This window comes from Bacillus sp. MZGC1 (assembly GCF_002998605.1).
Lineage (GTDB): Bacteria > Bacillota > Bacilli > Bacillales > Bacillaceae > Bacillus.
In genome coordinates this window covers 238,101-259,898 of sequence record NZ_PVRE01000004.1, presented here as the reverse complement: position 1 = coordinate 259,898, position 21,798 = coordinate 238,101, and the positions used below count along the sequence as shown (strand labels likewise).

General features: G+C 44.4%; 19 protein-coding genes. 8 read left to right on the top strand and 11 right to left on the bottom strand.

What is annotated here, in order from left to right; translation table 11 throughout:
* Window positions 1–59 precede the first annotated feature (59 nt).
* Window positions 60–1,502: a PTS mannitol transporter subunit IIBC gene (locus tag C6Y06_RS14380; protein WP_034664061.1), complete on the bottom strand. Its 1,443-nt coding sequence runs from the start codon at window positions 1,500–1,502 to the stop codon at window positions 60–62.
* A gap of 507 nt (window positions 1,503–2,009) precedes the next feature.
* On the opposite strand from C6Y06_RS14380, the gene C6Y06_RS14375 reads away from it, so the two are divergent.
* From C6Y06_RS14375 to C6Y06_RS14365, 3 genes are all read left to right on the top strand, one after another.
* Window positions 2,010–3,644 carry a copper resistance CopC/CopD family protein gene (locus tag C6Y06_RS14375; protein ID WP_106037097.1) on the top strand — a complete coding sequence of 545 codons (1,635 nt, stop codon included), beginning with the start codon at window positions 2,010–2,012 and terminating at the stop codon, window positions 3,642–3,644.
* 16 nt (window positions 3,645–3,660) lie between these two features.
* Window positions 3,661–4,275 carry a YcnI family copper-binding membrane protein gene (locus tag C6Y06_RS14370; RefSeq protein WP_034664065.1) on the top strand — a complete coding sequence of 205 codons (615 nt, stop codon included), beginning with the start codon at window positions 3,661–3,663 and terminating at the stop codon, window positions 4,273–4,275.
* 198 nt (window positions 4,276–4,473) lie between these two features.
* The gene (locus C6Y06_RS14365) at window positions 4,474–5,070 is read left to right on the top strand and encodes an NAD(P)H-dependent oxidoreductase (protein WP_060595549.1); all 597 of its coding nucleotides are present in this window, start codon (window positions 4,474–4,476) and stop codon (window positions 5,068–5,070) included.
* A gap of 48 nt (window positions 5,071–5,118) precedes the next feature.
* Here the strand turns inward: C6Y06_RS14365 and C6Y06_RS14360 are convergent, their stop codons facing one another.
* The 3 genes from C6Y06_RS14360 to gabT are packed head-to-tail and all read right to left on the bottom strand — an operon-like array spanning window position 5,119 to window position 9,214.
* On the bottom strand, window positions 5,119–6,513 hold the full coding sequence (locus C6Y06_RS14360) for an NAD-dependent succinate-semialdehyde dehydrogenase (RefSeq protein ID WP_106037096.1): 1,395 nt from the start codon (window positions 6,511–6,513) through the stop codon (window positions 5,119–5,121).
* The gene (locus C6Y06_RS14355) at window positions 6,488–7,876 is read right to left on the bottom strand and encodes an APC family permease (protein ID WP_034664075.1); all 1,389 of its coding nucleotides are present in this window, start codon (window positions 7,874–7,876) and stop codon (window positions 6,488–6,490) included. Before C6Y06_RS14355 ends, C6Y06_RS14360 begins: the two co-directional genes overlap by 26 nt.
* Window positions 7,877–7,897: 21 nt before the next feature.
* Window positions 7,898–9,214 carry a 4-aminobutyrate--2-oxoglutarate transaminase gene (gene gabT / locus C6Y06_RS14350; RefSeq protein WP_106037095.1) on the bottom strand — a complete coding sequence of 439 codons (1,317 nt, stop codon included), beginning with the start codon at window positions 9,212–9,214 and terminating at the stop codon, window positions 7,898–7,900.
* Between the two features lie 108 nt (window positions 9,215–9,322).
* Here gabT and gabR point away from each other — a divergent pair, with 108 nt between their 5' ends.
* Window positions 9,323–10,747, top strand: coding sequence for a MocR-like transcriptional regulator GabR (gabR, locus tag C6Y06_RS14345; protein WP_095285966.1), 1,425 nt, complete (start codon window positions 9,323–9,325; stop codon window positions 10,745–10,747).
* A gap of 29 nt (window positions 10,748–10,776) precedes the next feature.
* Here gabR and C6Y06_RS14340 read toward each other — a convergent pair whose 3' ends face one another.
* Window positions 10,777–11,088 (bottom strand): ArsR/SmtB family transcription factor, encoded by a 312-nt coding sequence (locus C6Y06_RS14340; protein ID WP_034664461.1) that lies wholly within the window; start codon window positions 11,086–11,088, stop codon window positions 10,777–10,779.
* 478 nt (window positions 11,089–11,566) lie between these two features.
* Here C6Y06_RS14340 and C6Y06_RS14330 point away from each other — a divergent pair, with 478 nt between their 5' ends.
* The 4 genes from C6Y06_RS14330 (at window position 11,567) to C6Y06_RS14315 (ending at window position 16,443) form a co-directional block, all read left to right on the top strand.
* Complete coding sequence (locus tag C6Y06_RS14330; RefSeq protein ID WP_066031326.1) at window positions 11,567–12,433, top strand: TetR/AcrR family transcriptional regulator; 867 nt, start codon at window positions 11,567–11,569, stop codon at window positions 12,431–12,433.
* A gap of 16 nt (window positions 12,434–12,449) precedes the next feature.
* Window positions 12,450–13,883: an MDR family MFS transporter gene (locus C6Y06_RS14325; RefSeq protein WP_106037094.1), complete on the top strand. Its 1,434-nt coding sequence runs from the start codon at window positions 12,450–12,452 to the stop codon at window positions 13,881–13,883.
* A 173-nt stretch (window positions 13,884–14,056) separates the two neighbouring features.
* Window positions 14,057–15,433: an aspartate kinase gene (locus tag C6Y06_RS14320; RefSeq protein WP_034664088.1), complete on the top strand. Its 1,377-nt coding sequence runs from the start codon at window positions 14,057–14,059 to the stop codon at window positions 15,431–15,433.
* A gap of 164 nt (window positions 15,434–15,597) precedes the next feature.
* Window positions 15,598–16,443: a GAF domain-containing protein gene (locus C6Y06_RS14315; RefSeq protein WP_044140502.1), complete on the top strand. Its 846-nt coding sequence runs from the start codon at window positions 15,598–15,600 to the stop codon at window positions 16,441–16,443.
* A 54-nt stretch (window positions 16,444–16,497) separates the two neighbouring features.
* Here the strand turns inward: C6Y06_RS14315 and C6Y06_RS14310 are convergent, their stop codons facing one another.
* Genes C6Y06_RS14310 through C6Y06_RS14285 form a run of 6 tightly spaced genes read right to left on the bottom strand, consistent with a single transcriptional unit; the run spans window position 16,498 to window position 21,789 of the window.
* Window positions 16,498–17,832: an MmgE/PrpD family protein gene (locus C6Y06_RS14310; protein WP_106037093.1), complete on the bottom strand. Its 1,335-nt coding sequence runs from the start codon at window positions 17,830–17,832 to the stop codon at window positions 16,498–16,500.
* A complete protein-coding gene (locus C6Y06_RS14305; protein ID WP_162839384.1) occupies window positions 17,823–18,971 on the bottom strand; it encodes an amidohydrolase in 1,149 nt (382 codons plus the stop codon). The genes C6Y06_RS14310 and C6Y06_RS14305 overlap by 10 nt, the downstream gene beginning before the upstream one ends.
* Window positions 18,972–19,013: 42 nt before the next feature.
* A complete protein-coding gene (locus C6Y06_RS14300; protein ID WP_106037092.1) occupies window positions 19,014–19,760 on the bottom strand; it encodes an amino acid ABC transporter ATP-binding protein in 747 nt (248 codons plus the stop codon).
* A 12-nt stretch (window positions 19,761–19,772) separates the two neighbouring features.
* Window positions 19,773–20,447 carry an amino acid ABC transporter permease gene (locus tag C6Y06_RS14295; protein WP_060595532.1) on the bottom strand — a complete coding sequence of 225 codons (675 nt, stop codon included), beginning with the start codon at window positions 20,445–20,447 and terminating at the stop codon, window positions 19,773–19,775.
* Window positions 20,448–20,471: 24 nt separating this feature from the next.
* On the bottom strand, window positions 20,472–21,263 hold the full coding sequence (locus tag C6Y06_RS14290; protein ID WP_034664099.1) for an amino acid ABC transporter substrate-binding protein: 792 nt from the start codon (window positions 21,261–21,263) through the stop codon (window positions 20,472–20,474).
* Window positions 21,264–21,285: 22 nt separating this feature from the next.
* Window positions 21,286–21,789 (bottom strand): GNAT family N-acetyltransferase, encoded by a 504-nt coding sequence (locus C6Y06_RS14285; RefSeq protein ID WP_095285964.1) that lies wholly within the window; start codon window positions 21,787–21,789, stop codon window positions 21,286–21,288.
* Between the last annotated feature and the right edge of the window lie 9 nt (window positions 21,790–21,798).

Below are 21,798 nucleotides of genomic sequence, written 5' to 3'. Positions count from 1 at the left end.
AAAACAACCAAAACGGGGAGTTCAATAAAGAAAAATTGAACTCAACCCGTTTCGTCATGTTATTTTTTCAATTTCTCAATCAGCTCATCGTATTTCGGGCTGTTTAAGAAATTATCAACTGAGATATGCACAGCGCCCGGCAGTTTCGCCTTGGCTCTGTCTGTTAAATCTTTATGAGTAAAGACCACATCGGCGTCATCTGGGATGTTGCTGATGGATGTGTTTGTCACATCAATATCAAGCTCTGCCTTTTTGACTTTATTCTTTAAGATGGATGCGCCCATCGCACTTGAGCCCATTCCTGCATCGCAGGCAAAGATGATTTTGTTCACGTCATCTGGATTGACATCACTTGGAGATGCTGCTTGCTCATTTGCTTCAGCATCTTCTTTTTGAGCTGTAAGAGCCGCGGCTGCAGCGCTTTTCTTCCCTTTCATGTCCTGCATCTTTTCTGTTGCTGCTGTTAGATCCTCATCAACAGCTTTTGAAGCCTTCAAAATCACAGAAGCGACAAGGAATGATACGACGGCTGCCACGACAACACCTGCAAGAACGGCAAGGTGTCCGCCTTTTGGTGACATCAGCATGAGGGCGATAATACTTCCTGGTGACGGCACAGCCTTTAAGCCTGCATTTAACAGGGTAAAGGTCAGAACGCCGCTTGCTCCCCCTGCAATAACCGCCAAAATGAGCTTTGGTTTCATTAAGATGTACGGGAAGTAAATCTCATGAATTCCTCCTAGGAATTGAATGACAATCGCACCCGGTGCAGACTGTTTCGCATTTCCTCTACCAAAGAACATGTACGCAAGTAGAACACCTAACCCTGGTCCTGGGTTTGTTTCAAGCAAGAACAGAACGGACTGCCCTGTCTTTGCCGCTTGCTCCACCCCTAAAGGACCTAAAATTCCTTGGTTAATCGCATTGTTTAAGAACAAGACTTTCGCTGGTTCAATGAAAATACTTGCCAGCGGAAGCAAATGTGCATTCACAATGATATCTACACCTGCTGCAAGGGCTTTATTTAGACCAAGTACCACTGGGCCGATGGCGTAGAAGGCAATCGCGACAAGAATGGCACCTAGAATCCCTGCCGTAAAGTTATTCACAAGCATCTCAAAGCCCGATTTGATTCGATCTTTGAACAGCTGATCAATTTTCTTAATCAAGTAACCGCCAAGTGGTCCCATGATCATGGCACCTAAAAACATTGGAATGTCCGAACCGACAATGACCCCAATCGTCGCGGTTGCACCGAGTACCCCGCCTCGGTGGTCGTATACGAGCTTACCGCCTGTGTAACCGATTAAGAGCGGCAGTAAGTAGTTGATCATTGGACCAACAAGTGAAGCTAATTGTTCATTTGGCAAATAGCCACTCGGAATGAACAATGCCGTAATGAGTCCCCAAGCGATAAATGCTCCAATATTCGGCATAATCATGCCGCTTAAATAGCTTCCAAAGCGCTGTACTTTTACGCGGAATCCGCTTTTTTCCTGCATCTATGAAAACTCCTTTCTTCTCTCCCTTTATTCAGGGCTTTATAGGTCAAAAGATATAAGAACAAGTGTCAGTGAAGCCCTTAACCTTATCGTAAAACGCTTTCACTTTCCCTTCAATTGAAACTAAATGTCACTTTGTCACTTAGTGTGTGACAAAATTGAAATATGATGTGAATTCTCTGTCAGAGCATAGGACAAATGGAGTAAAAAGGTTGACGCGCCGTGGTTTTGATGCAAAATTCATTGGAATTTCACAACTTTCAAATAGTCTCTTCTTGTTTCCTCTTCTTAAATCGACTAGGCTTATACATGATCAAACCTATTCAATCAAGAAATGTCTGCGCAGACATGACACAGAAAAAGTGAACCATCTTGCTGTTTGTTTCGTTTACCTTTTAGAGTGAGCGGCACAATAGGAGGAGCGGTTTTTTCTGTGACTCACAGTTTACTGCCGCTTTCTTTCTGATACATGAGACATTTTCATAGGTAGAAAGGCGGTTATTTATCTTGTTGAAACATAGTAAGTGGATTCTGCTCCTTATCGTCACGTTCGCTTTTTTCATTCCAAAGGAAGCAGTTGCTCATGCATACGTCGTCAGCTCAAATCCAGCGGCAAATGAAGAGCTGGAGAAGCAGCCTCCTTCAGTCTCTATCACATTTAGTGAAGGAATCGAAAGTGGATTTCATGCCATTAAGGTGCTAAATGCAAAAGGTGATCGTGTGGATAAAGGAGATACGGTCATTAAAGATCAAAAAATCATGGAAGCTGCTTTAAAAAAGGATTTACCAAAGGGGATTTATACCATTCAGTGGAATGCGGTATCAGCAGACGGACACTCTGTCTCTGGCATGATCCCGTTTAGTATCGGCAAAGCGGGTGGCGGTTTTGACCAATTAGATCAAGGTCAAACGAATGAATCCATCGATGTAGCCTCGACCATTGATAAAGCCTTACTTTATACGTCGTTTAGCTTATTTCTCGGGACCATTTTGTTTGGACTGTTTTGGTTTAAAACAGCCATTTCTCCTGTATTAGTGAAACGAATGAAACGGCTTTTGACTTTGTCACTGATCATGATGGGCGGAGCACTCGTGTTCCAGCTGCCAATTCAAACAAAATCAGCGGCAGACGTGTCCTTTTTGGGGGCATTTCAACCATCCCTCTTACAAGAAACCATTGCGTCGACTTCTGGCGGTAGTTTGTGGATGATGCTCATGGTGTCATTTGTTCTTCTGACCATTTGGAGCATAGTCGCGATGAAAAAAGGGGATTTCACATCTTTTCGGGTCTGGTTGTTTCCACTGCTCTTATTCGCAGTGCTTCTCTGGCTGAAGGCACAAATCGGACATCCAGCAGCAACCGATAATAAAATACTGACAACGTCACTTGATTTCATCCATCTCGTTTCTGCATCGATCTGGGTCGGTGGTTTAACAGCCATTGTGCTTTTATTGTTGAAGAAGCTGCCAAATGAAGATCAGCCGCTCATACGGAGTACGTTAACAGCGTTTCACCCTTGGGCGCTGCTCTCTGTTGGACTCATTGTGTTTTCAGGATTTGTGAATGCCATCTTCATTTTGCAATCGTTTGATGCTCTTTTCGAATCAGCGTATGGACGAACCTTTTTAATCAAGCTTGGTTTATTTATCTTGATGGGCCTTCTAGGACTTGTCCATTACTTGATGCTGAGATGGGAAAAGAAACAGAAACAAAACGTTTCGTTACGAGCTGAGTGGATTATCGGAATCGCCATTTTGTTATTAACGGCTGTGTTTACCAATATTCCGAGCCCTCCTCCGCCTGCACCTGAGCCATTCTTCGGCGCAAACCAAGTGGAGCATCGTGACATTGTGTCCATGAGCATTACCCCGAATGCTCCGGGGAAAAACACATTCGAGGTCGCATTTACGAAGAAGGATGGACAAACGATTACAGATATTCAATCTGTGTCAGCCAAGATCCATAAAGTCGCCTTATTCGGGGAAGAGAAACCGAGTGAATTTCAGCTGAAACGATTAAAAAATGGTCATTTCTCTGCTGAAAACCTCTTGTTAAATGAAAAAGGTACTTGGAAAATTGAAATCCATGCATTAACTGGTTCTTTTGAAAATATCGATACCACATTTATTAGAAGAAACTAAAAGGAGTTCATACCATATGAAAAAATACGTTAAAGCTTTATTACCAATGCTTCTCGCTTCATTTTTATTGGCGATTCCTGTGAGTGCTCATGTCACAGTCAAGCCTGATACGTCTGCGACAAATGCGTGGGAAACCTATACGTTAAAAGTTCCTTCTGAGAGTGACAGTCCAACCACTAAGGTTGTCGTGACAATACCTAAAGGTGTAGAATTCCAGCAATATGAGCCAGTCCCTGGATGGAAAACGTCAACTGAAGAAAAAGATGGCAAGGTGACAAGAGTGACTTGGGAAGCAACGGGTAAAGGCGTGCTTGCCGGACAGTTCCAGCAATTCGTTTTTGTAGCGAAAAACCCTGAAAAAGCAGGTGAAGCTGCATGGGATGCATATCAATATTATAAAGATGGAACGGTCGTTGAATGGACAGGCGATAAAGATGCTGATAAGCCGCATTCCATCACAAACATTGTGGCATCTAATACGGTAACGGATTCACATGGACAAGAAAAACCAAAAGAAGAAAAGGCATCTGAAACAGCCTCCAACTCTTCCTCACCACTTGTGCTAGGGTTGTCCATTGCTGCTCTAGTCGTAGCACTGATTGCACTGGGACTTGCTTTTAGAAAGAAATAATTGATTCGTAAGCGATCGTTTTCACGGAAACGATCGCTTTCATTTCTATCCACCTTATTTGAACACGAGATGCAAGGCTTTGCCTGCAAACTAGGACGATCAACTTCCATTTCCCCAACCTATTATTACCAACATAGGATTGAATAGGGTAATGGTGCATGCCATAATGAGACACATGACCACCTAGGAGGCTATAAGATGAACCATCTAATTATATTTGCTCATCCCCAGCAAAGCTTAAATCAAACCTTATTAGATCTTGTTGTCAGCACTCTTTTGAACAATGGTCATGAAGTGACTGTTCGTGATGTCTATGCTCTTGGTTTTTCGCCAGAGCTAAGCATGTTGGAAAAGGCTGCGATCAAACGGGGTAATGTCCCAATTGCCATTCAAACAGAGCAGAAGCTGATTCAGCAAGCAGATGTCCTAACGTTTATTTTTCCCATTTGGTGGACAGGCTTACCCGCTATGCTAAAGGGCTATGTAGAACGCGTTTTTTCTGAGGGCTTCGCTTATCAAATCAATGAGCAGGGGGCTATTGAAAACCTGCTTCGGCACAAAAAAGGTGTCATTATCAACACGCACGATGCTCCAAGGACCTTTCTTGACTCTAAGCGGATCATTTCCGCCTCCCATCGCATGACAACAGATACAGAAGTCTTCAATTTTATTGGTGTTGAGCCTGTTGAACGACTTTTGTTCAGCAGCATGGAGCAGGCACCAGCAGATTACATCCACGAAATTCTGAAAGAAACAAAAGAAACAGTGGAGCAGCTTTTTCCGCCGGCTGTTTAACATAAAAAAGACTGCCGAGATTCCTTCTTCGGACAGTCTTTTTCACGTTTATTCGTCTAAACCAATGGATACATATTTGGTTTCTAAATAGGGTTCGATGCCTTCGATGCCGCCTTCACGGCCAATTCCGCTTTCTTTCATTCCTCCGAATGGTGCTTGAACAGCCGATGGACCGCCATCATTCCAGCCGATTATCCCGTAATCAAGATTCTCTGACATGTAAAGTCCGTTTCGATAATTTTCTGTAAAGAAATAAGCTGCAAGACCAAAAGGTGTATCGTTCGCTAATTCAATCGCTTCATCTAGCGTTTTGAACGTCGTAATCGGCGCCACTGGCCCAAAGGTTTCTTCATGCATAATGTTCATTGAAGGGTCTACATGTGTGAGAACCGTTGGCTGGACAAAATAATACGACTTTTCATCATCGAAATGCGTATCTCCGCCGACAAGAATTTTCGCTCCTTTATCGACTGCATCTTGAATTTGACCGACAATTTTATCAAAGCCGCGCTTATTGATAATTGGGCCGATGGATGTGCCTTCTTCAAAGCCATTTCCCACTTTCAGCTTTTCTACTTCTTTGCTGAAGCCTTGAGCAAATGCTTCATGAATGTCTTCATGTACAATTAAGCGGTTGGCACAGACACAGGTTTGTCCTGCATTACGGAACTTAGATGCCACTGCTTGTTTGACAGCTAGTTCAAGATTGGCATCTTTGTCTACGATGAGCGGAGCATGACCGCCAAGCTCCATTGATACGTGCTTGACTGTACTCGCACTGTTTTTGATCAGATGCTTTCCGACTGGCGTTGAGCCTGTGAACGTGATTTTGCGAATCAATGGACTATCTGTGAATATTTCACCGACTTCTTTTCCATCTCCAACCACCCATTGCAGTGCATCCTCTGGAATTCCAGCTTCGTGGCCTAATTTCACAAGTTCAATAGCCGTCATCGGCGTGTCTTCAGCAGGTTTCACAATAAACGTACAGCCCGCTGCAAGTGCTGGTGCAGCCTTTCTCGTGATCATGGCTGCTGGGAAATTCCACGGTGTAATGGCCGCAACAGGACCAACTGGCTGCTTTGTGACAAAAAGGCGTTTGTTCGTCGTATGTGACGGAATGGTTCTGCCGTATATCCGTTTGGCTTCCTCTGCGTACCATTCAATGTATCCAGCTGCATAGACGATTTCGCCTAATGCTTCTTGATACGGCTTCCCGTTTTCTTCCGTGATGATTTTCGCGAGCCTTTCTTTATGTTCAATCATGAGGTCAAACCACTTGCGAATGATATTGGCACGTTCATGCGCAGACATTTTTGCCCATGCTTTGAATGCTTTGTGTGAGCGGGTAATGGCGTCTTCGATCTGTTCTTTTGTATGCTGAGCAACTGAAGCAATTTCTTCTCCTGTTGCAGGATTATACACTTTGAGTTCGTTTGTCATGCTCTACCGTCTCCTTCGTTCTTGGATTCATTACATATAGTATATACCCAATGAGTGCCCAACCTAAAAGCAATATCCATTCAGCTGGCCATGATAAGGAGGCCGGCATTCCTGGAAAATAAAATGAAAGAAAAAGGAGACTCAGCCCGATAGCTAAAACGCCTGTCGTCCGCCAATACTTAATGCGGTATGGACGCTCAAGCTCTGGTTCTGCTTTTCGAAGTCTCATAAAGGCAATGGACACTATTAAGTACCCAACGATAATTCCGACACCGCCCGCATTGACAATCCACACGAGGGCAGGACGCCCTAGTAATGGAGCAAAAAAAGCCAAAGCACCAAGAAATAAAATGGCATTTGTCGGCGTTTTATACTTTGGATGAATATACGCAAACCATTTGGAAATCATGCCTCTTTCCGCCATCGCATATAGAATACGGCTTGCACCGATGATAAAAGCATTCCAGCTCGTCACAATCCCTGCTACACCGCCAATGACAAGCACTGTTCCAAACGCCTGATGACCGAGCAGCTGCACCATCGCATCTGCTGTCGCCAATGAAGAGGCTTCAAGCTGTCCTTTTGACAGCCCCGCAGCTACCCCAAAGACAATAAGCAGATAAAATACGACCGCACTCACGATGGAGATAATTAATATTCTCCCAATGATTTTCTTTGGCGCATTAATCTCTGCTGCTACTTGCGGAATCACATCAAATCCAACGAATAAAAAAGGAATCATGACTAACACGGCCATAAGACCGCCAACCCCGCCTTGAAACATTGGCTCAAGGTTTGCAAAATCTCCATTAAATGTCGCGCCACCTAAAAGGAGAAAGCCTGTCAAAATAATCGCTACAGTGAACACAGACTGAAAAATGGCCGCAGGCTTTGCCCCAATGTAATTCAGTGCTGTTAAAAACAATGCACCACCAGATCCAATCAACACCCATGTGAAATAAACGTCCCATCCCCCTATATTCCATAGGAAGCCAACATGCTGTGTTGGAATGACATAATCAATGACAGTCGGCAAGGCAACAGCTTCAAACGTAATGACGGACACATAACCAAACAATACGCCCCATGCTGAGACGAACGCTGATTTCATCCCAAATGCCCGCTGGACAAAGACGAGCCCTCCTCCCGTCTCTGGAATTGCAGACGAAAGCTCAGCATACGTGAGTCCAATAAAGATGACGAGAATACCGCCGATGACAAAGGCGATGACACTGCCTAAAAATCCTGCTGTTAAAATCCAATCTCCCGAAAGTACAACCCAGCCCCATCCAAGCATTGCACCAATGGATAAAAACAGTACGTCAGACTGCGACATGGTTTTTGCCATTTGTTGTTTTTGCATACAACCATCCCCCTTTGTTGTTTAGCGTGCTTTGAAGGCGTCCTCGATGATCCCTAGTCCTTCATTCAGCAGCTCATCTGTGATGACAAGTGGTGTTAAGAAGCGAATAATATTCCCATTAATCCCTGCCGTTAATAAGAGCAGCCCGTGCTCATTTGCATATGCTGCAATCGCTGCGGCTGTTTTCTTATCTGGTGTACGCGTTTTTTGATCTTCCACAATTTCAATCGCCGCCATTGCCCCTAACCGGCGGACCTCCCCAATGAATGGATACGTTGTTCTCCAATCATTTGCTTTCTCCTCAATAACTTGTCCGATCTGTTCAGATCGTTGATTCAGTTGTTCTGTTTCAATAATATCAAGAACCGCTAGCGCTGCCACACACCCTAATGGACTTCCTGCATAAGTTCCCCCGAGCTCACCTGGATCTGCCGCATCAAGCATTTCCTTTCTGCCTACTACACCGCTTAGCGGCAATCCAGCGGCAAGAGATTTTGACACCGTGATTAAGTCCGGCACTACATCAAAGTGCTCAATGGCAAAATATTTCCCTGTTCTCGCAAAGCCTGTTTGGATCTCATCTGCCACAAACACAATTCCGTGCTCCTGACAGAATGAAGCAACATGCTGAACAAAACGCTTCGATGGTACAATGAATCCGCCCTCCCCTTGGACTGGTTCCATGACCACACATGCAACGGTTTCTGGTGCAACGGCTGCGACGAAGAATTGATTGAATTGATCAATGATGTACTCATCGTAGGCTGCATCGCTTAATCCTTCTGGCTTTTGATAGTAATAAGGGTACGGTGCTTGATACACCTCTGACGCAAATGGTCCGAACCCAAATTTATATGGCTTGACCTTGCTCGTCATGCTCATCGTCATATTCGTTCTGCCGTGAAAACCTCTTGTAAACGACACAACGGCCTGTCTTTTCGTATATTTACGTGCAATTTTCACCGCATTTTCAACAGCTTCTGCACCTGAATTGAGAAAAATGGCTTTCTTGTCATGATCGCCTGGTGTGAGGCGGCATAGCTTCTCTGCCAATTCAATATACGATTCGTACATCATGACGTTGAATCCTGGGTGAATCAGACTGTCTGCCTGTGCTTTGACGGCTTCCACAACCTTTGGATGTGAATGGCCTACATTTAATGTACCGATAGCGCCTGCAAAATCGATAAAACGTTTCCCATCGATATCGAACAGCTCGGCTCCCTTCCCCTTCGCTGCAAGATGACGGTTGCCATTACTCACGCCTCTTGCGACGTATTGGTCTCTTTTCCCCTGCCATTCTTCTGTTGAAAAACGGTTTGTTGTCGTTTGACTCATTGTCATCCATCCCCTTTATGTCTTTTTTATTATTCTGAATATTTTTTGGTATGATAGAAAGTACCAATATCATTTTTTTCATGGTACCAGAGAGGATGGAATGACGAGATGCTGACAATTCAACTAGATCAAACAGGGGCAAACGGATTTATTTATCATCAAATTTATACGAAAATTAAAGGTGAAATTTTAAATCGAAACCTTCAGCCGCACGATCAATTACCCTCTAAACGAGAGTTAGCAGATACATTAAACGTCAGCGTGAATTCAGTGAATGGCGCGTATCAGCAGCTGCTTGCTGAGGGATATTTATATTCGGTCGAACGCAAAGGCTTTTTTGTGGAGTCATTAGAAACGTTTCATGAGTCAGGTCAGCTGAAACCCTCGTCCCTTCCAGCAGATTTAAAGGAGGAGCCGATTGCACGGGACGACTGGTATTCCTTTTCACATATCTCTGTTGATACAGCCAATTTTCCATTTAAAAGCTGGCTGAAAAGTGAACAAAAGGCGATCAGCCTCCATCAAGAAGCGTTTGGTGAGCTTCCGCATCCACAAGGTGTGTACGAGCTTCGGGAAACGATTGCCCGGTTGATCGGGCTTGCGCGAGGGGTCAAATGCTACCCAGAACAGCTCATTTTAAGCGCAGGCACGCAGTCACTTATCCATTCTTTATCAAGCATTCTTCCAGCCGATCAAGTATACGGATTAGAAAACCCTGGCTATCGCCGGCTCTATCAAATGCTGAAAAACAATCATCACCGAATTGAAACGATTGGCATTGATCAAAAAGGGGTGCGGATGAGTGACATTCACAAAAAACAGCCGAATGTCTTAATCATTACCCCTTCACATCAATTCCCAACAGGGGTAATTATGCCGATTTCCCGGCGGATTCAGCTCTTAAACTGGGCAGCCGATCATCCCGGTCGTTATATCATTGAGGATGATTATGACAGTGAATTCAAGTATGGTACAGACAGCATTCCAGCGCTGCAAAGTTTGGATCGATATGACAAAGTCATTTATATGGGGACCTTTTCAAAGTCATTGCTGCCAGGCTTAAGACTAAGCTACATGGTGCTCCCGCAGCATTTATTGAGACGCTATAAGAAAGAACAGCACTTCTTCATTCAAACAGCCAACCTTTTTACACAATACACCCTTCTTCATTTTATAAAAGATGGGGCGTATCAGCGGCATATTAAGAGGATGAATGGTTTATATGAGGAAAAGCGGAAGCAGCTCATTGAAGAGCTCGACACGGTTTTTACTGACAATGTACGGATTATTGGGGAAAATGCTGGACTTCATTTTATCGCAGAGTTCCGCTCAAACCGCACGCAGCATGAGATTTTACAGCGAGCCAAAGAAAGAAAGCTTAAAATGTACGGGATGGACCGTTTTACCCTTGATGAGCAATTGCCGGGGCATCAGGAAGGCTTTGTTCCACTCGTCCTCGGCTTCTCTCATATGCGGCCAGAGGATATTGAGCCGGCGGTGAAAAGGCTGTATGAGTCGATTTATGGGAAATAAAACAGCCAGCTGCTTTACAGACAGCTGGCTTACCACCGCTCTTTATCTACGGCTAAAATGGATGACACGAGTCCAGGAAAAGCGGTCTCGATGTCTTCTTTTCTTAAAGAATAGTAGCGGTGTTTACCGTCAATTCTCACTTTCACGACGCCTGCCTCCCTCAGCACTTTGAAGTGATGAGAAAGCGTAGATTTGGCAATATTCATCTCATACGTACCGCATGTCCTCTCGCCCGCTTCTGCTAAGCAGCGGACAATTTCTAACCGGATTGGATCAGCCAATGCGTGCAGCACAGAAATCAGTCTTATGTCTTCTTGAGTTGGATGGATTGGATTATTCATACGATAAATGTATCGTATTTTGTGCCAACATACAATCTCATGACTCGCCTCATACAAAGTAACGATACATCCTTTGGAAACGACTATGACTATATAAAAGCTGTCTTGAAGGGAAGGAACTGTCTATCAAGCAAATGTAGATTGGACCCATCAACTAACCGTCACTAAAGATCAGCAAGTAGGTGTCATTCAGAAAACAGCTGCCAAGAATTTTGATCACGGCACAGCTTCCAGGTTAAAAAAAGGGAAAGCTATATACTGTGTAAAGCAGCGAAAAGACCTTTTGATCGTCGAACTTAACGGACAGATCATCATATATGCCGCACATGCGGAAGGATAAAATACCTGTCATATAGATAGGTATTTTTTAAGTTTCTTTTCTTGTCATGGGTCATTGGTTTTGTTATCATTGCAAAAGTGACCACTCGGTTTCCATTGTGACCATATGGTTTTACCGATTCGGAAAGGACTTATGAAGATGAACGAAAAGCAAGAAGAGATTTTGCGGGTTTCAAAGAAATTATTTTCTCAAAAAGGCTATATGAGTGTCTCCATGCAGTCAATTGCCGATGCCTGTAAAATATCAAAAGCGTCCATTTATAAACTGTTTGATTCAAAGGAAGCTCTTCTATTAGAACTGATTAAATACAATCAGTGCAAAATGAGAGAGATTTCTCAGATCATTCATTCAGAAACGACGCTGTCCAAGAAGGAAAAATTCACAAAGAAGATTAAGCTTGAGCTTGAAGAGTTTAAAGAGAATCATAAATTTTTGAATATGCTGTCCTTTGAAGCTTTTTCGCAGCATTCGCCCATTGTCATTAAGCATTTACGTGAGACACGCTCCATTATCATGCAGCGGCACAGAGACATTATTTTAAGCACATATGGTGAATCTGTTGCGCCTTATGTCTGGGATCTTGTGATCGTCCTCAACGGATTAATGAGAGAATTCATCTTAATGCTGGCGATTGAGCACAAGAACATCCAATTAGAAAATGCCGCCGAAATGATTATCGGCGTGATGGACCGTGTGTCGAAAAAGCCTTGTTCCATTGAGCCTGTGTTAACAGATCAGCTGATGGACTCTTATTTGCTTTCTTCACAGGACGAATATGATGAAGAAAAGCTTGTCATCTCGTCCTTAACGAAGATCAAACAAGAGCTTCACGCACTGCCAAACGGAGAAGAAAAGGACGATCTCCTCTCTGCGTTTGAGCTGCTGAGCCAAGAATTATCAAAGGACCAACCGAGAACCTTTTTAATCAGCTCATTGCTCGATTATTTAGGTAAAAACAGCGTTTTATCACAAAACGTGTCACAGCTGAAAAGCATCATTCTATAGATAAAGAAGGGATAACATGAACCAATCAACAACATCGTATAATCGATCTGTGATTGTGGGGATTTTCCTCGTTGGGGCATTCGTCGCGATTTTAAACCAAACGCTGCTCATTCCAGCGATCCCACATATCATGGAGGAATTCAATATTGATGTCAGCAAGGGACAGTGGCTCACCACAGCCTTTATGCTGACAAACGGGATTCTCATCCCGATCACGGCTTTCTTAATCGAGAAATTTTCAAGCCGTTCTTTAGTTTTAACGGCGCTTAGCATCTTTACAGCCGGTACAATTCTTGCCGCATTTGCAACGAATTTCCCTGTATTACTTGCAGCGCGTATTGTGCAGGCAGCCGGCGCAGGGATTTTAATGCCGCTGATGCAAACGATCTTTTTAACCATTTTCCCGAAAGAAAAGCGCGGGCAGGCGATGGGCATGGTCGGTCTTGTCATTTCGTTCGCACCAGCGCTTGGGCCGACACTTGGCGGCTGGATTGTTGATTCCTTCAGCTGGAAGTTCTTGTTCTATATTGTTCTGCCAATCGGTATCATTGATCTCATTCTTGCTTTCTTCTTAATGAAAAATGTAACGCAGCAAAGAGAGACACGTATTGATGTTTTATCAGTCATCTTGTCGTCCTTCGGTTTCGGCGGGCTGCTTTACGGATTTTCTAGTGTCGGAACATATGGCTGGACGAGTGCCACTGTCCTCATATCGCTGATTGTCGGCGCTGTGAGCTTGTTCTTCTTTATTCTGCGCCAGTCGAATTTGACAAGACCGATGCTTGAATTTGGTGTCTTTAAGTTTGCGATCTTTAGCTTAACGACCTTCCTTGGGATGCTTGTCTTTGCTTTATTGATTGGGACAGAGACGATTCTGCCGCTCTATACGCAAAATGTCAGAGGATTGTCTGCTCTTGATACAGGACTGATCTTATTGCCTGGTGCTCTCTTTATGGGGCTCCTCTCACCAATTATTGGACGGATTTTTGATAAAGTCGGTGGAAAAGGGCTGGCATTAGGCGGGTTTACGATACTTACTGTTACTACCCTGCCATTTATGCTGCTCACCCTTGATTCATCCATCGCCCTCATTACGGTCGCCTACACGCTTCGCTTAATCGGGGTTGGGATGATCATGATGCCGCTGACAACAGCAGGTATTAACTCTTTACCGCCTCATTTGATCCCGCATGGGACAGCGATGAATAACACGATGAGACAAATGGGCGGCTCCATTGGGACGGCTGTGCTTGTCTCCATCATGAGCAGTTCTGCTGCAAATGCAGAATTAGCCAGCCCATTAAAATCAGCCGTTCACGGCATGAACACATCATTTATCGTGTCTGGTTTGATTGCGGTCCTTGGACTCGTCCTCTCTTTTTTCTTAAAGGAAAAACGCGAGAATAAAGTGATGAAGCAGGAGCTATCTTCCTCCTCATCTTCTTCATAAGAAAAGAGCTCGGCATATTGCCGGCTCTTTTTTCATATACTCACGCTATATCGTCCTCTCCAAAAGGACATTTGTATTTACAGCGAAGAAAAACCTTGATAATTTAAAGAAAAGAGTTGATAATAGGAACTATTCAATTTGTGAGAAAATTTTTACTATAGGAGATGTATGCATTGAAGGTCGTTAAATTTGGTGGCAGTTCACTTGCATCTGGCAAGCAGCTGCAAAAGGTATTTGACATTGTAACAGCAGATCCAGCTCGAAAAGCAGTCGTTGTTTCCGCACCAGGAAAACGGCATTCAACGGATACGAAGGTCACCGATCTATTAATTAGCTGCGGTGAGCAATATTTACGTTTAGGCGAAGCACACGATTTACAGGAAGCCGTCATCGAACGGTATGCCTCCATTGCGGATGAACTCGGATTAAGTCATGACGTGATTGACACCATCAGGCAAGATCTAGACGCCCTCTTACAGGCTGATTCGTCTCGTCCAGAGCGATATCTTGATGCCATCAAAGCAAGCGGTGAAGACAATAACGCAAAGCTCATTGCCGCCTATTTCCGCCATCAAGGTGTCGAAGCTCACTATGTGAATCCAAAGGAAGCTGGTTTATTTGTGAGCGATGAGCCTGGCCAAGCGCAAGTCCTTCCGGAGTCATATGATCATTTGTACAAATTAAGAGGGCGCTCTGGCATCATCATATTCCCTGGCTTTTTTGGCTTTAGCCTATCGGGAGATATTGTCACCTTTTCTCGCAGCGGCTCCGATATTACCGGTTCCATTTTAGCAAACGGTTTGAAGGCAGAAGTGTATGAAAACTTTACAGATGTGGATGCTGTTTACGCTGTTAATCCAACGATCGTTCATGAGCCGAAGGAGATTACAGAGCTGACGTACCGGGAAATGCGCGAGCTGTCCTATGCTGGTTTTTCTGTGTTCCATGATGAAGCACTCATTCCAGCCTTCCGTGCAGGCATTCCTGTGCAAATTAAAAACACCAATAATCCCTCGGCAAAAGGCACAAAAATCGTGAACCAGCGAGATCATACAAATGGACCCGTTGTCGGAATCGCCTCAGACAGCGGATTTTGCAGCATTTATATTAGCAAGTATTTGATGAACCGAGAAGTCGGTTTTGGACGCAAGGTGCTGCAAACACTAGAGGAATATGGGCTTACGTATGAACACGTCCCTTCTGGCATTGATGATATGAACATTATTTTAAGACAGGATCAGCTGGAGGAGCAGCATATTGAACAAGAGCTGCTCGACCGCTTGAAGCTCGTGCTTGATGCAGATGAGGTCGTTTTAGAGCCGAATCTCTCACTCATTATGGTTGTAGGAGAAGCGATGCGTCACAATGTTGGAACCACAGCAAGAGCGGCAGAGGCGCTGTCAAAAGCGAAGGTCAATATTGAAATGATCAATCAAGGCTCTTCAGAGGTCAGCATGATGTTTGGCGTCAAAGCGGCTCAAGAAAAAGAAGCCGTGCAAGCGTTGTATGAAGAATTTTTCTCTATGTCTACCGTCCCTGTCTCCCTTTAATAAGCAGGCTGCCAGATCTCAGGATCGGCAGTCCTTTTTGTTCTCGCCAGATTCACATGGATTTGCGCATTAAAATATATCTATTTCTCGTTTCATTTTGTATGATAGAGACAAACCAACTATTGTTCCGGCCTATGATCGGAGCTACAAGGAGTCCTAAAACAATGCCTCGTCAACAACTATTAAAACAGTTTCGCAATTTTCATGATGCTTCTACGAGTATTTTAAATATGATGAGTCAATTCACTGATGTAAACACACTGTTTATTGCTAAAAACGATCAAACCACCAATCAGATTGTAAAGGTGCTGAATCATGATGAGCAGCTTCTTGAAGAAGGAGAAGAAATTCCTTACGAGAAGACATTTTGCAAACTGGCGGTCGATCATCAGGATACGCTTGTGATTCCTGATATATCATTGGATGATCGTTCTAAATACTTAGAAGTCACGAAACGTCTTCAAGGCGGATCATTCATCGGAGTGCCGATTAATTTTACAGATGGCACAAACTACGGAACGATTTGCGGGCTTGATCTAAGGCCGCAGCAATTCACAGAAGAGCATGTGCATATGTTTGAAACGATGGCTTCTCTATTAAGCTACGTCCTCGAACTCGACCGTGCCAACCGGCAGATTCAGCAATTATCTGTACCGATCGTCCCAGTTGTTGACGGTGTCGCCGTGCTTCCTCTCCTAGGTGATATCGAAGAGACACGTGCTCAGCATATTTTAGAAACCATTTTACAGGAAAGTTACAGACTGTCGCTCTCTCATTTGGTCATTGATGTATCGGGAACAAAACGCCTGAATGAACAGAGCATTCAATATTTGGTCAGCTATGCACAAACGCTGAGACTTTTAGGAATTTCGGCTGTTTTAACAGGGATTAAACAAGATCTTGCTCTAAGTGCGATTCAGTCGAATATTTCATTTAAAGACATCACCATCCGGAAAGACTTGCCGCAGGCACTTGCTCATATTGGCTTGACGTTTACTAAAATGGAATAAGAAATGATACACAAAAAGGGCTAAATAAATTTTAGCCCTTTTCTTCTTTTTAAATCATGCCAGCAGCTGCAAATAAGAAGAATCGTTTCCGTCTTCAATAACTTGTAAAATCTGCTGTGCATGCGATGTGTCTGTGATACTGTTTAATTTTTGCATGATGTCTTCTTTCGATAGTGCATGGCCTGGTGCGCCCCGCGGAAGATCGACTCGTTTGCTAATGATGGTGCCATCAGATAAGGTAAGCTTCACAATCGTAAAGCGACCTTTTGGGACAGCCTCTGGATGGGGTTCTGTCGTTTGATCATATTCTCTGCTCACCCGCTTCATCCATGTGCGCATGTCTGATGGAATGGTTTTTTTCGTAAAGGCATCCAGCGTAAGCGTCTGTCCAAATACGGCAAGTGCGATGACATATTCGACACTGAATCGTCCTTCTTCGCCCGTCAAAGGTGTCCGCTCAATAAGCGCTGCATCTCCATCAGGCGGGAATAGGACCTCTGCTTGTTTCACCTGATCCGATAAGAAAGTATACTCTTTCATTAAGGATAGAATCGCATCGGCTGCATGATGCGCAGCTGAGCAGAACGGGTATACTTTGAACCACAGCCCCGGCGAGACAATTCGCCACGTTGTACCATATCCCTCTAGTAAACGACTTTCCGCGCGCTCCTGATCTCCATAGAGAGAAAAGAAACCAAGCGTACCATCAAGAACCGATTTATTCCCGCCAAAACCTGAACAAGCTAAGTCCATAGACCAGACGGCTGTTTTAGCCGCTAAGCCGGCTTGTAATGGTTTCATATCAGAACCGAACTGCTTTCTCATTCCGGCTGATTGCGCTCCGGCAAAGCCGATTGCCTTCGCCAGCTCTTCCTGCGAGACTTGTTTTAAATACCCAATGGCACATACTGCTGCAATGGCTCCGAGGGTTCCAGTATTATGCCAGCCCCGCTCATAATGCGCCTTGCCGATGGATTCGCCAAGCCTTGCCATCACTTCAACGCCTGTAATGTAGGCTGCTAAAAATCGATCACCATACCCTTTGCTGTCTGTCAGCTGTGAAAGCAATGCTGGGATGATCACCGCACTGGGATGTCCTCTCACATCTGAGTGCACATCATCATAATCAAGGGCGTGGATCAAGTAGCCGTTCAGCATGGCTGCGGCTTGACGGCTGACCTTCTTCCCTTGTCCAATGACAGGAATTTGAGCGGCTCCGCCTTCTTGTTCCACAAGTGCCATGAGCTTTTGAATTCCTTCATCCTCTTTCGCAGCAAGCGCCGCCGCCGCAGCATCTAACAGACCATTTCGAGCCATTTCTACCGCCCGCTGATCTTGAAGTGGATCAGCTACAAGCACAGCCTCTGCCAATTTTTTTGTTAGTTCCATGATCGTGACTCCAATGCCTGAACAGCAAGCTCGGAAAAGAAGGCAGCGGCAACAGGGAGTGCTTCTTCATTTAATGTAAAGGCAGGGTGATGCCATTCCTCGGTACCGCTTGTCCCCATCCATACGAAAAAGCCTGGAATGTGTTCTTGATAAAGGGCAAAATCTTCTCCGCCCGGTGACTGCTCTGCCTGAACTACTGTGAGATCCAGCGCATCTGCCGTTTCTTCGACCACCTTTGTCAAACGCTCATCATTCAACACAGAAGGCAAATACGGATGCCATTTCACTTCGCCTTTTGCCCCAAATCCTTCGGCAATCCCACTCACGATTTGTTTCATGAGATCTGGAATCATCGCTCTCACTTCAGGCTCAAACGTCCGAACGGTTCCTTCCATCTCAACACGATCAGGAATCACATTCCATGAAGTACCGCCTTGAATGCGTGTGATACTGACTACTGCATGATGCAATGAGCTGATGCGGCGGCTGACGATTTGCTGAAGAGCACTTGTGATCTGCCCGCTGATGGCAATCGGGTCCACCGTGTGATTCGGAATACCTGCATGGCCACCTGTTCCTTTAATATCGATTTCAAATCGGTCAACACTTGCCATTAATGCTTTTTCTCTAATACCAATGGTGCCTACTGGCAGATCAGGTTTGTTGTGCATACCAAAAATCGCATCCACTCCATCTAATACGCCTGCCTCTATGACGTGTTTCGCTCCTTGCGCGACTTCCTCAGCCGGCTGGAACAAAATGCGGACCGTTCCTTTGATCTCGTGTTTCCGCTCTTTCAATAAAAGAGCCGCTCCAAAGATAGAAGCTGTATGGAAATCATGACCGCATGCATGCATTTTCCCAGGTACCTTTGAGGAAAATGGTTCGCCTGATGCTTCTTCAATCGGAAGTGCATCAATATCAGCTCTCAGGGCAATCGTTGGTCCCTCTTGTTCTCCTTTGATTTCACAGACGATTCCTGTTTGAAGAGCTGGAAAATCGAGTACGGTGATCCCTTCCTCTTCTAACCAGCTGCGCAGTTTTTTTGTCGTTTCATATTCTTCAAATGCCAGCTCTGGATGTTCATGAAGCGCTCGGCGAATGTTAATTAAACGTTTGTTTAAAGCTTCATTTCCTATTGATTTCACTGATACTCACCCCTCTAAAGAGTAAAAAGCAGCTTATGCTTCTTCAGCCGCTGCTTCTTTTTGGATAAATCGTTTTGTCCGTTCATTCTTCGTTTCATCAAATAACTCAGTTGGTGTGCCCTGTTCAATAATATGACCATTCGCCATGAAAATCACATGGTCTGCCACTTCTCTTGCAAACGCCATTTCATGTGTGACGATGATCATCGTTGTTTCTTGAATCGCAATGGATTTAATAACTTGAAGTACACCTGAGACAAGCTCTGGATCAAGCGCTGACGTTGGTTCATCGAGTAAAATGGCATGTGGATCAACCGCTAACGCACGGGCAATTCCAATTCGCTGCTGCTGTCCGCCAGATAACGTGACTGGATAGCTGTCAGCCTTTTGCTCTAATCCTACCTGCTTCAGCAGCTTCATCCCAATCTCATTTGCCTGCTGCTTCGTCATTTTTTTCGTCACAAGCAGTGATTCTGTGATGTTTTGCAGTGCTGTCTTGTTTTTAAATAGATTATAGTTTTGAAACACCATGGCCGTTTGTTGACGCAGATGATGGGCTTCTTTACGTGTATACTTGGACGCATCGAGCTTCGCATCGCCAATTTCAATCATGCCTTCATCTGGTATTTCTAATAAATTTAAGCAGCGCAGCAAGGTGGATTTACCGGAGCCAGAAGGTCCGATAATGGCCACAACCTGCCCTTTTTGCACGTCGAGATTGATTCCGTCTAAGACAACAAGATCGCCGAATGATTTCTTCAAATTGGTGAGCTTGATCATGTCCACACCTCCTTAATTCCGGTAAGGTTTGCTGATTTTTCGTTCAAATAGGTCTTGAAGGAAGCTATAAATGATGGTCATCACCCAATACACAATCCCTACGGCTAAATAGGTTTCAAAGTATTTATAGTTCGCGGACGCAATCATCTTTCCTTGTGCAAACATTTCTGCCACCCCAATGGTAAAGGCAAGAGATGTTTCTTTTAAAAGACCGATAAAGGTATTCCCCGTCGCTGGAATCGCATTTCTGACTGCCTGCGGGAAAATAATTCTGACGTAAGACTGCCATCTTGTCATGCCGACAGATAGACATGCCTCTAGCTGCCCTTCATCTACAGAATTGAGGGCCGCTCTGAAAATTTCTGCTAAGTATGCTGAGTTTTTAATACTTAATCCGATAATGACCGCTGTTAGGGCATCCATTGAGGTCATCGCAGGGAATAGCTGCGGAAGACCAAAATAAATGAGAAAGAGCTGAACCAAGGTTGGAACCGCTCTGAAAAAAGAAATATACAGCTTGGCAAATTGGTATAAAACAGGTATCCGGTTTTTCGTAATGAGAGCGAATACCACACCAATGATAATGGCAAATACCATGGAGACAATCGCCATGAAGATCGTTATCGGCAAGTATTGAATCAATGTCGGAAAAACCGTCACCATATACTGCCAATCAATTTTGTTCATGTCTGCTCTTCACCGCCGCTGTCGTTATTTTTTAATTGGCACTGTGACATCGTCTTTGAAATACTTCTCAGACAATTTCTTCAGTGTCCCGTCTTCTCTTAATTCTTTGATCGCTTTGTTAAATTCTTCTCTTAGCTTGTCATGCTTTTTATCTTTGGCAAATGGGTAGCCTACTTCTTCATACACAATTGGGTTGCCAACGATTTTGAGCGGCAGACCTGTTTTTTCAATTTGAGCAAGTAATACACTGCGTCCGTTGACATAAGCATCTACGCGGCCATTTGCCACTTCATTTAATACACCGTCTTGCGTTTCATATGTTTTAATATTGATTTTTTTGTCCGGGTCTTTGCTCTCTAGGTTTTTGGCGTGGTTAGAGCCAAGAACCGCCGCCACTGTTTTTCCTTTTAAATCATCAAGACCTTTGATGTCGTTGTTGTCCTTTTTCACGATGATTTGTGTTCCTGCGTAAGCGTACGTATCTGTAAAGTTAAACGTTTGTTTACGCTCATTTGTGACTGCGACTTGGTTTGACACTGTATCCAGCTTACCAGATGTCAGCTGTCCCATCAGTCCGCTGAATTCACTCAACTGCCAGTCTAGTTTGTAGCCGAGTTTTTTTGCGATGGCTTCAGTTACTTCGACATCGAAGCCAACAAGCTTGCCATTGTCTTTATAAGCAAACGGATAGCTTTGTCCTGTGGCGCCTACTTTTAACACTTTTTCTTTGCCTTCACTCTGATTGTTGCCGCCGCAAGCTGCTAAAACTGCCATCATTGCTGCAAATAGAACGACTAGCCACTTTTTGTTTTTCATGTTCGTAAACCCTTCTTTCTTCTTATAATTGTGTCATATCTGACCTTAGTTGTTTTTTAAAATAAACCGTGATGTGACCCTTGCCTAAATCCTTTTCTCCTGCTCTGACGTAGCCTTTGCGCTCATACATGTCCATGAGCCACGGATGCTTATCAGCTGTACCTAGAGATACGTATGGCACCTTCAGGGTATCCCTTAGCACTTCAGTTTCCACCCATTCCAGCAAGACAGAGCCTGTCCCTTTTTTGGCGGAAGGCTCTGAAGCAAACCACCAAATGTGAGGGACGCCGAACGGTCCTGGCTGCTCTCCCCAAGGCATACGGAGCGACAAGGTGGAGAGAAGTTCTCCGTTTTCTTCCATCACATAGCAAAGATTCTTTTGTACATTTTTCTGCACGAGAGCGAAATCAGCATGTGCTGCTTGGAACTGGATGCCGAGCTCACGAATTGGCTCATAGGCTCTTGTTGTCAGTTCAAGCAGCGCCTCTATATCTGCCTCTGTTGCCAGACGAAATGTGTATCCCAACGTTAGTCA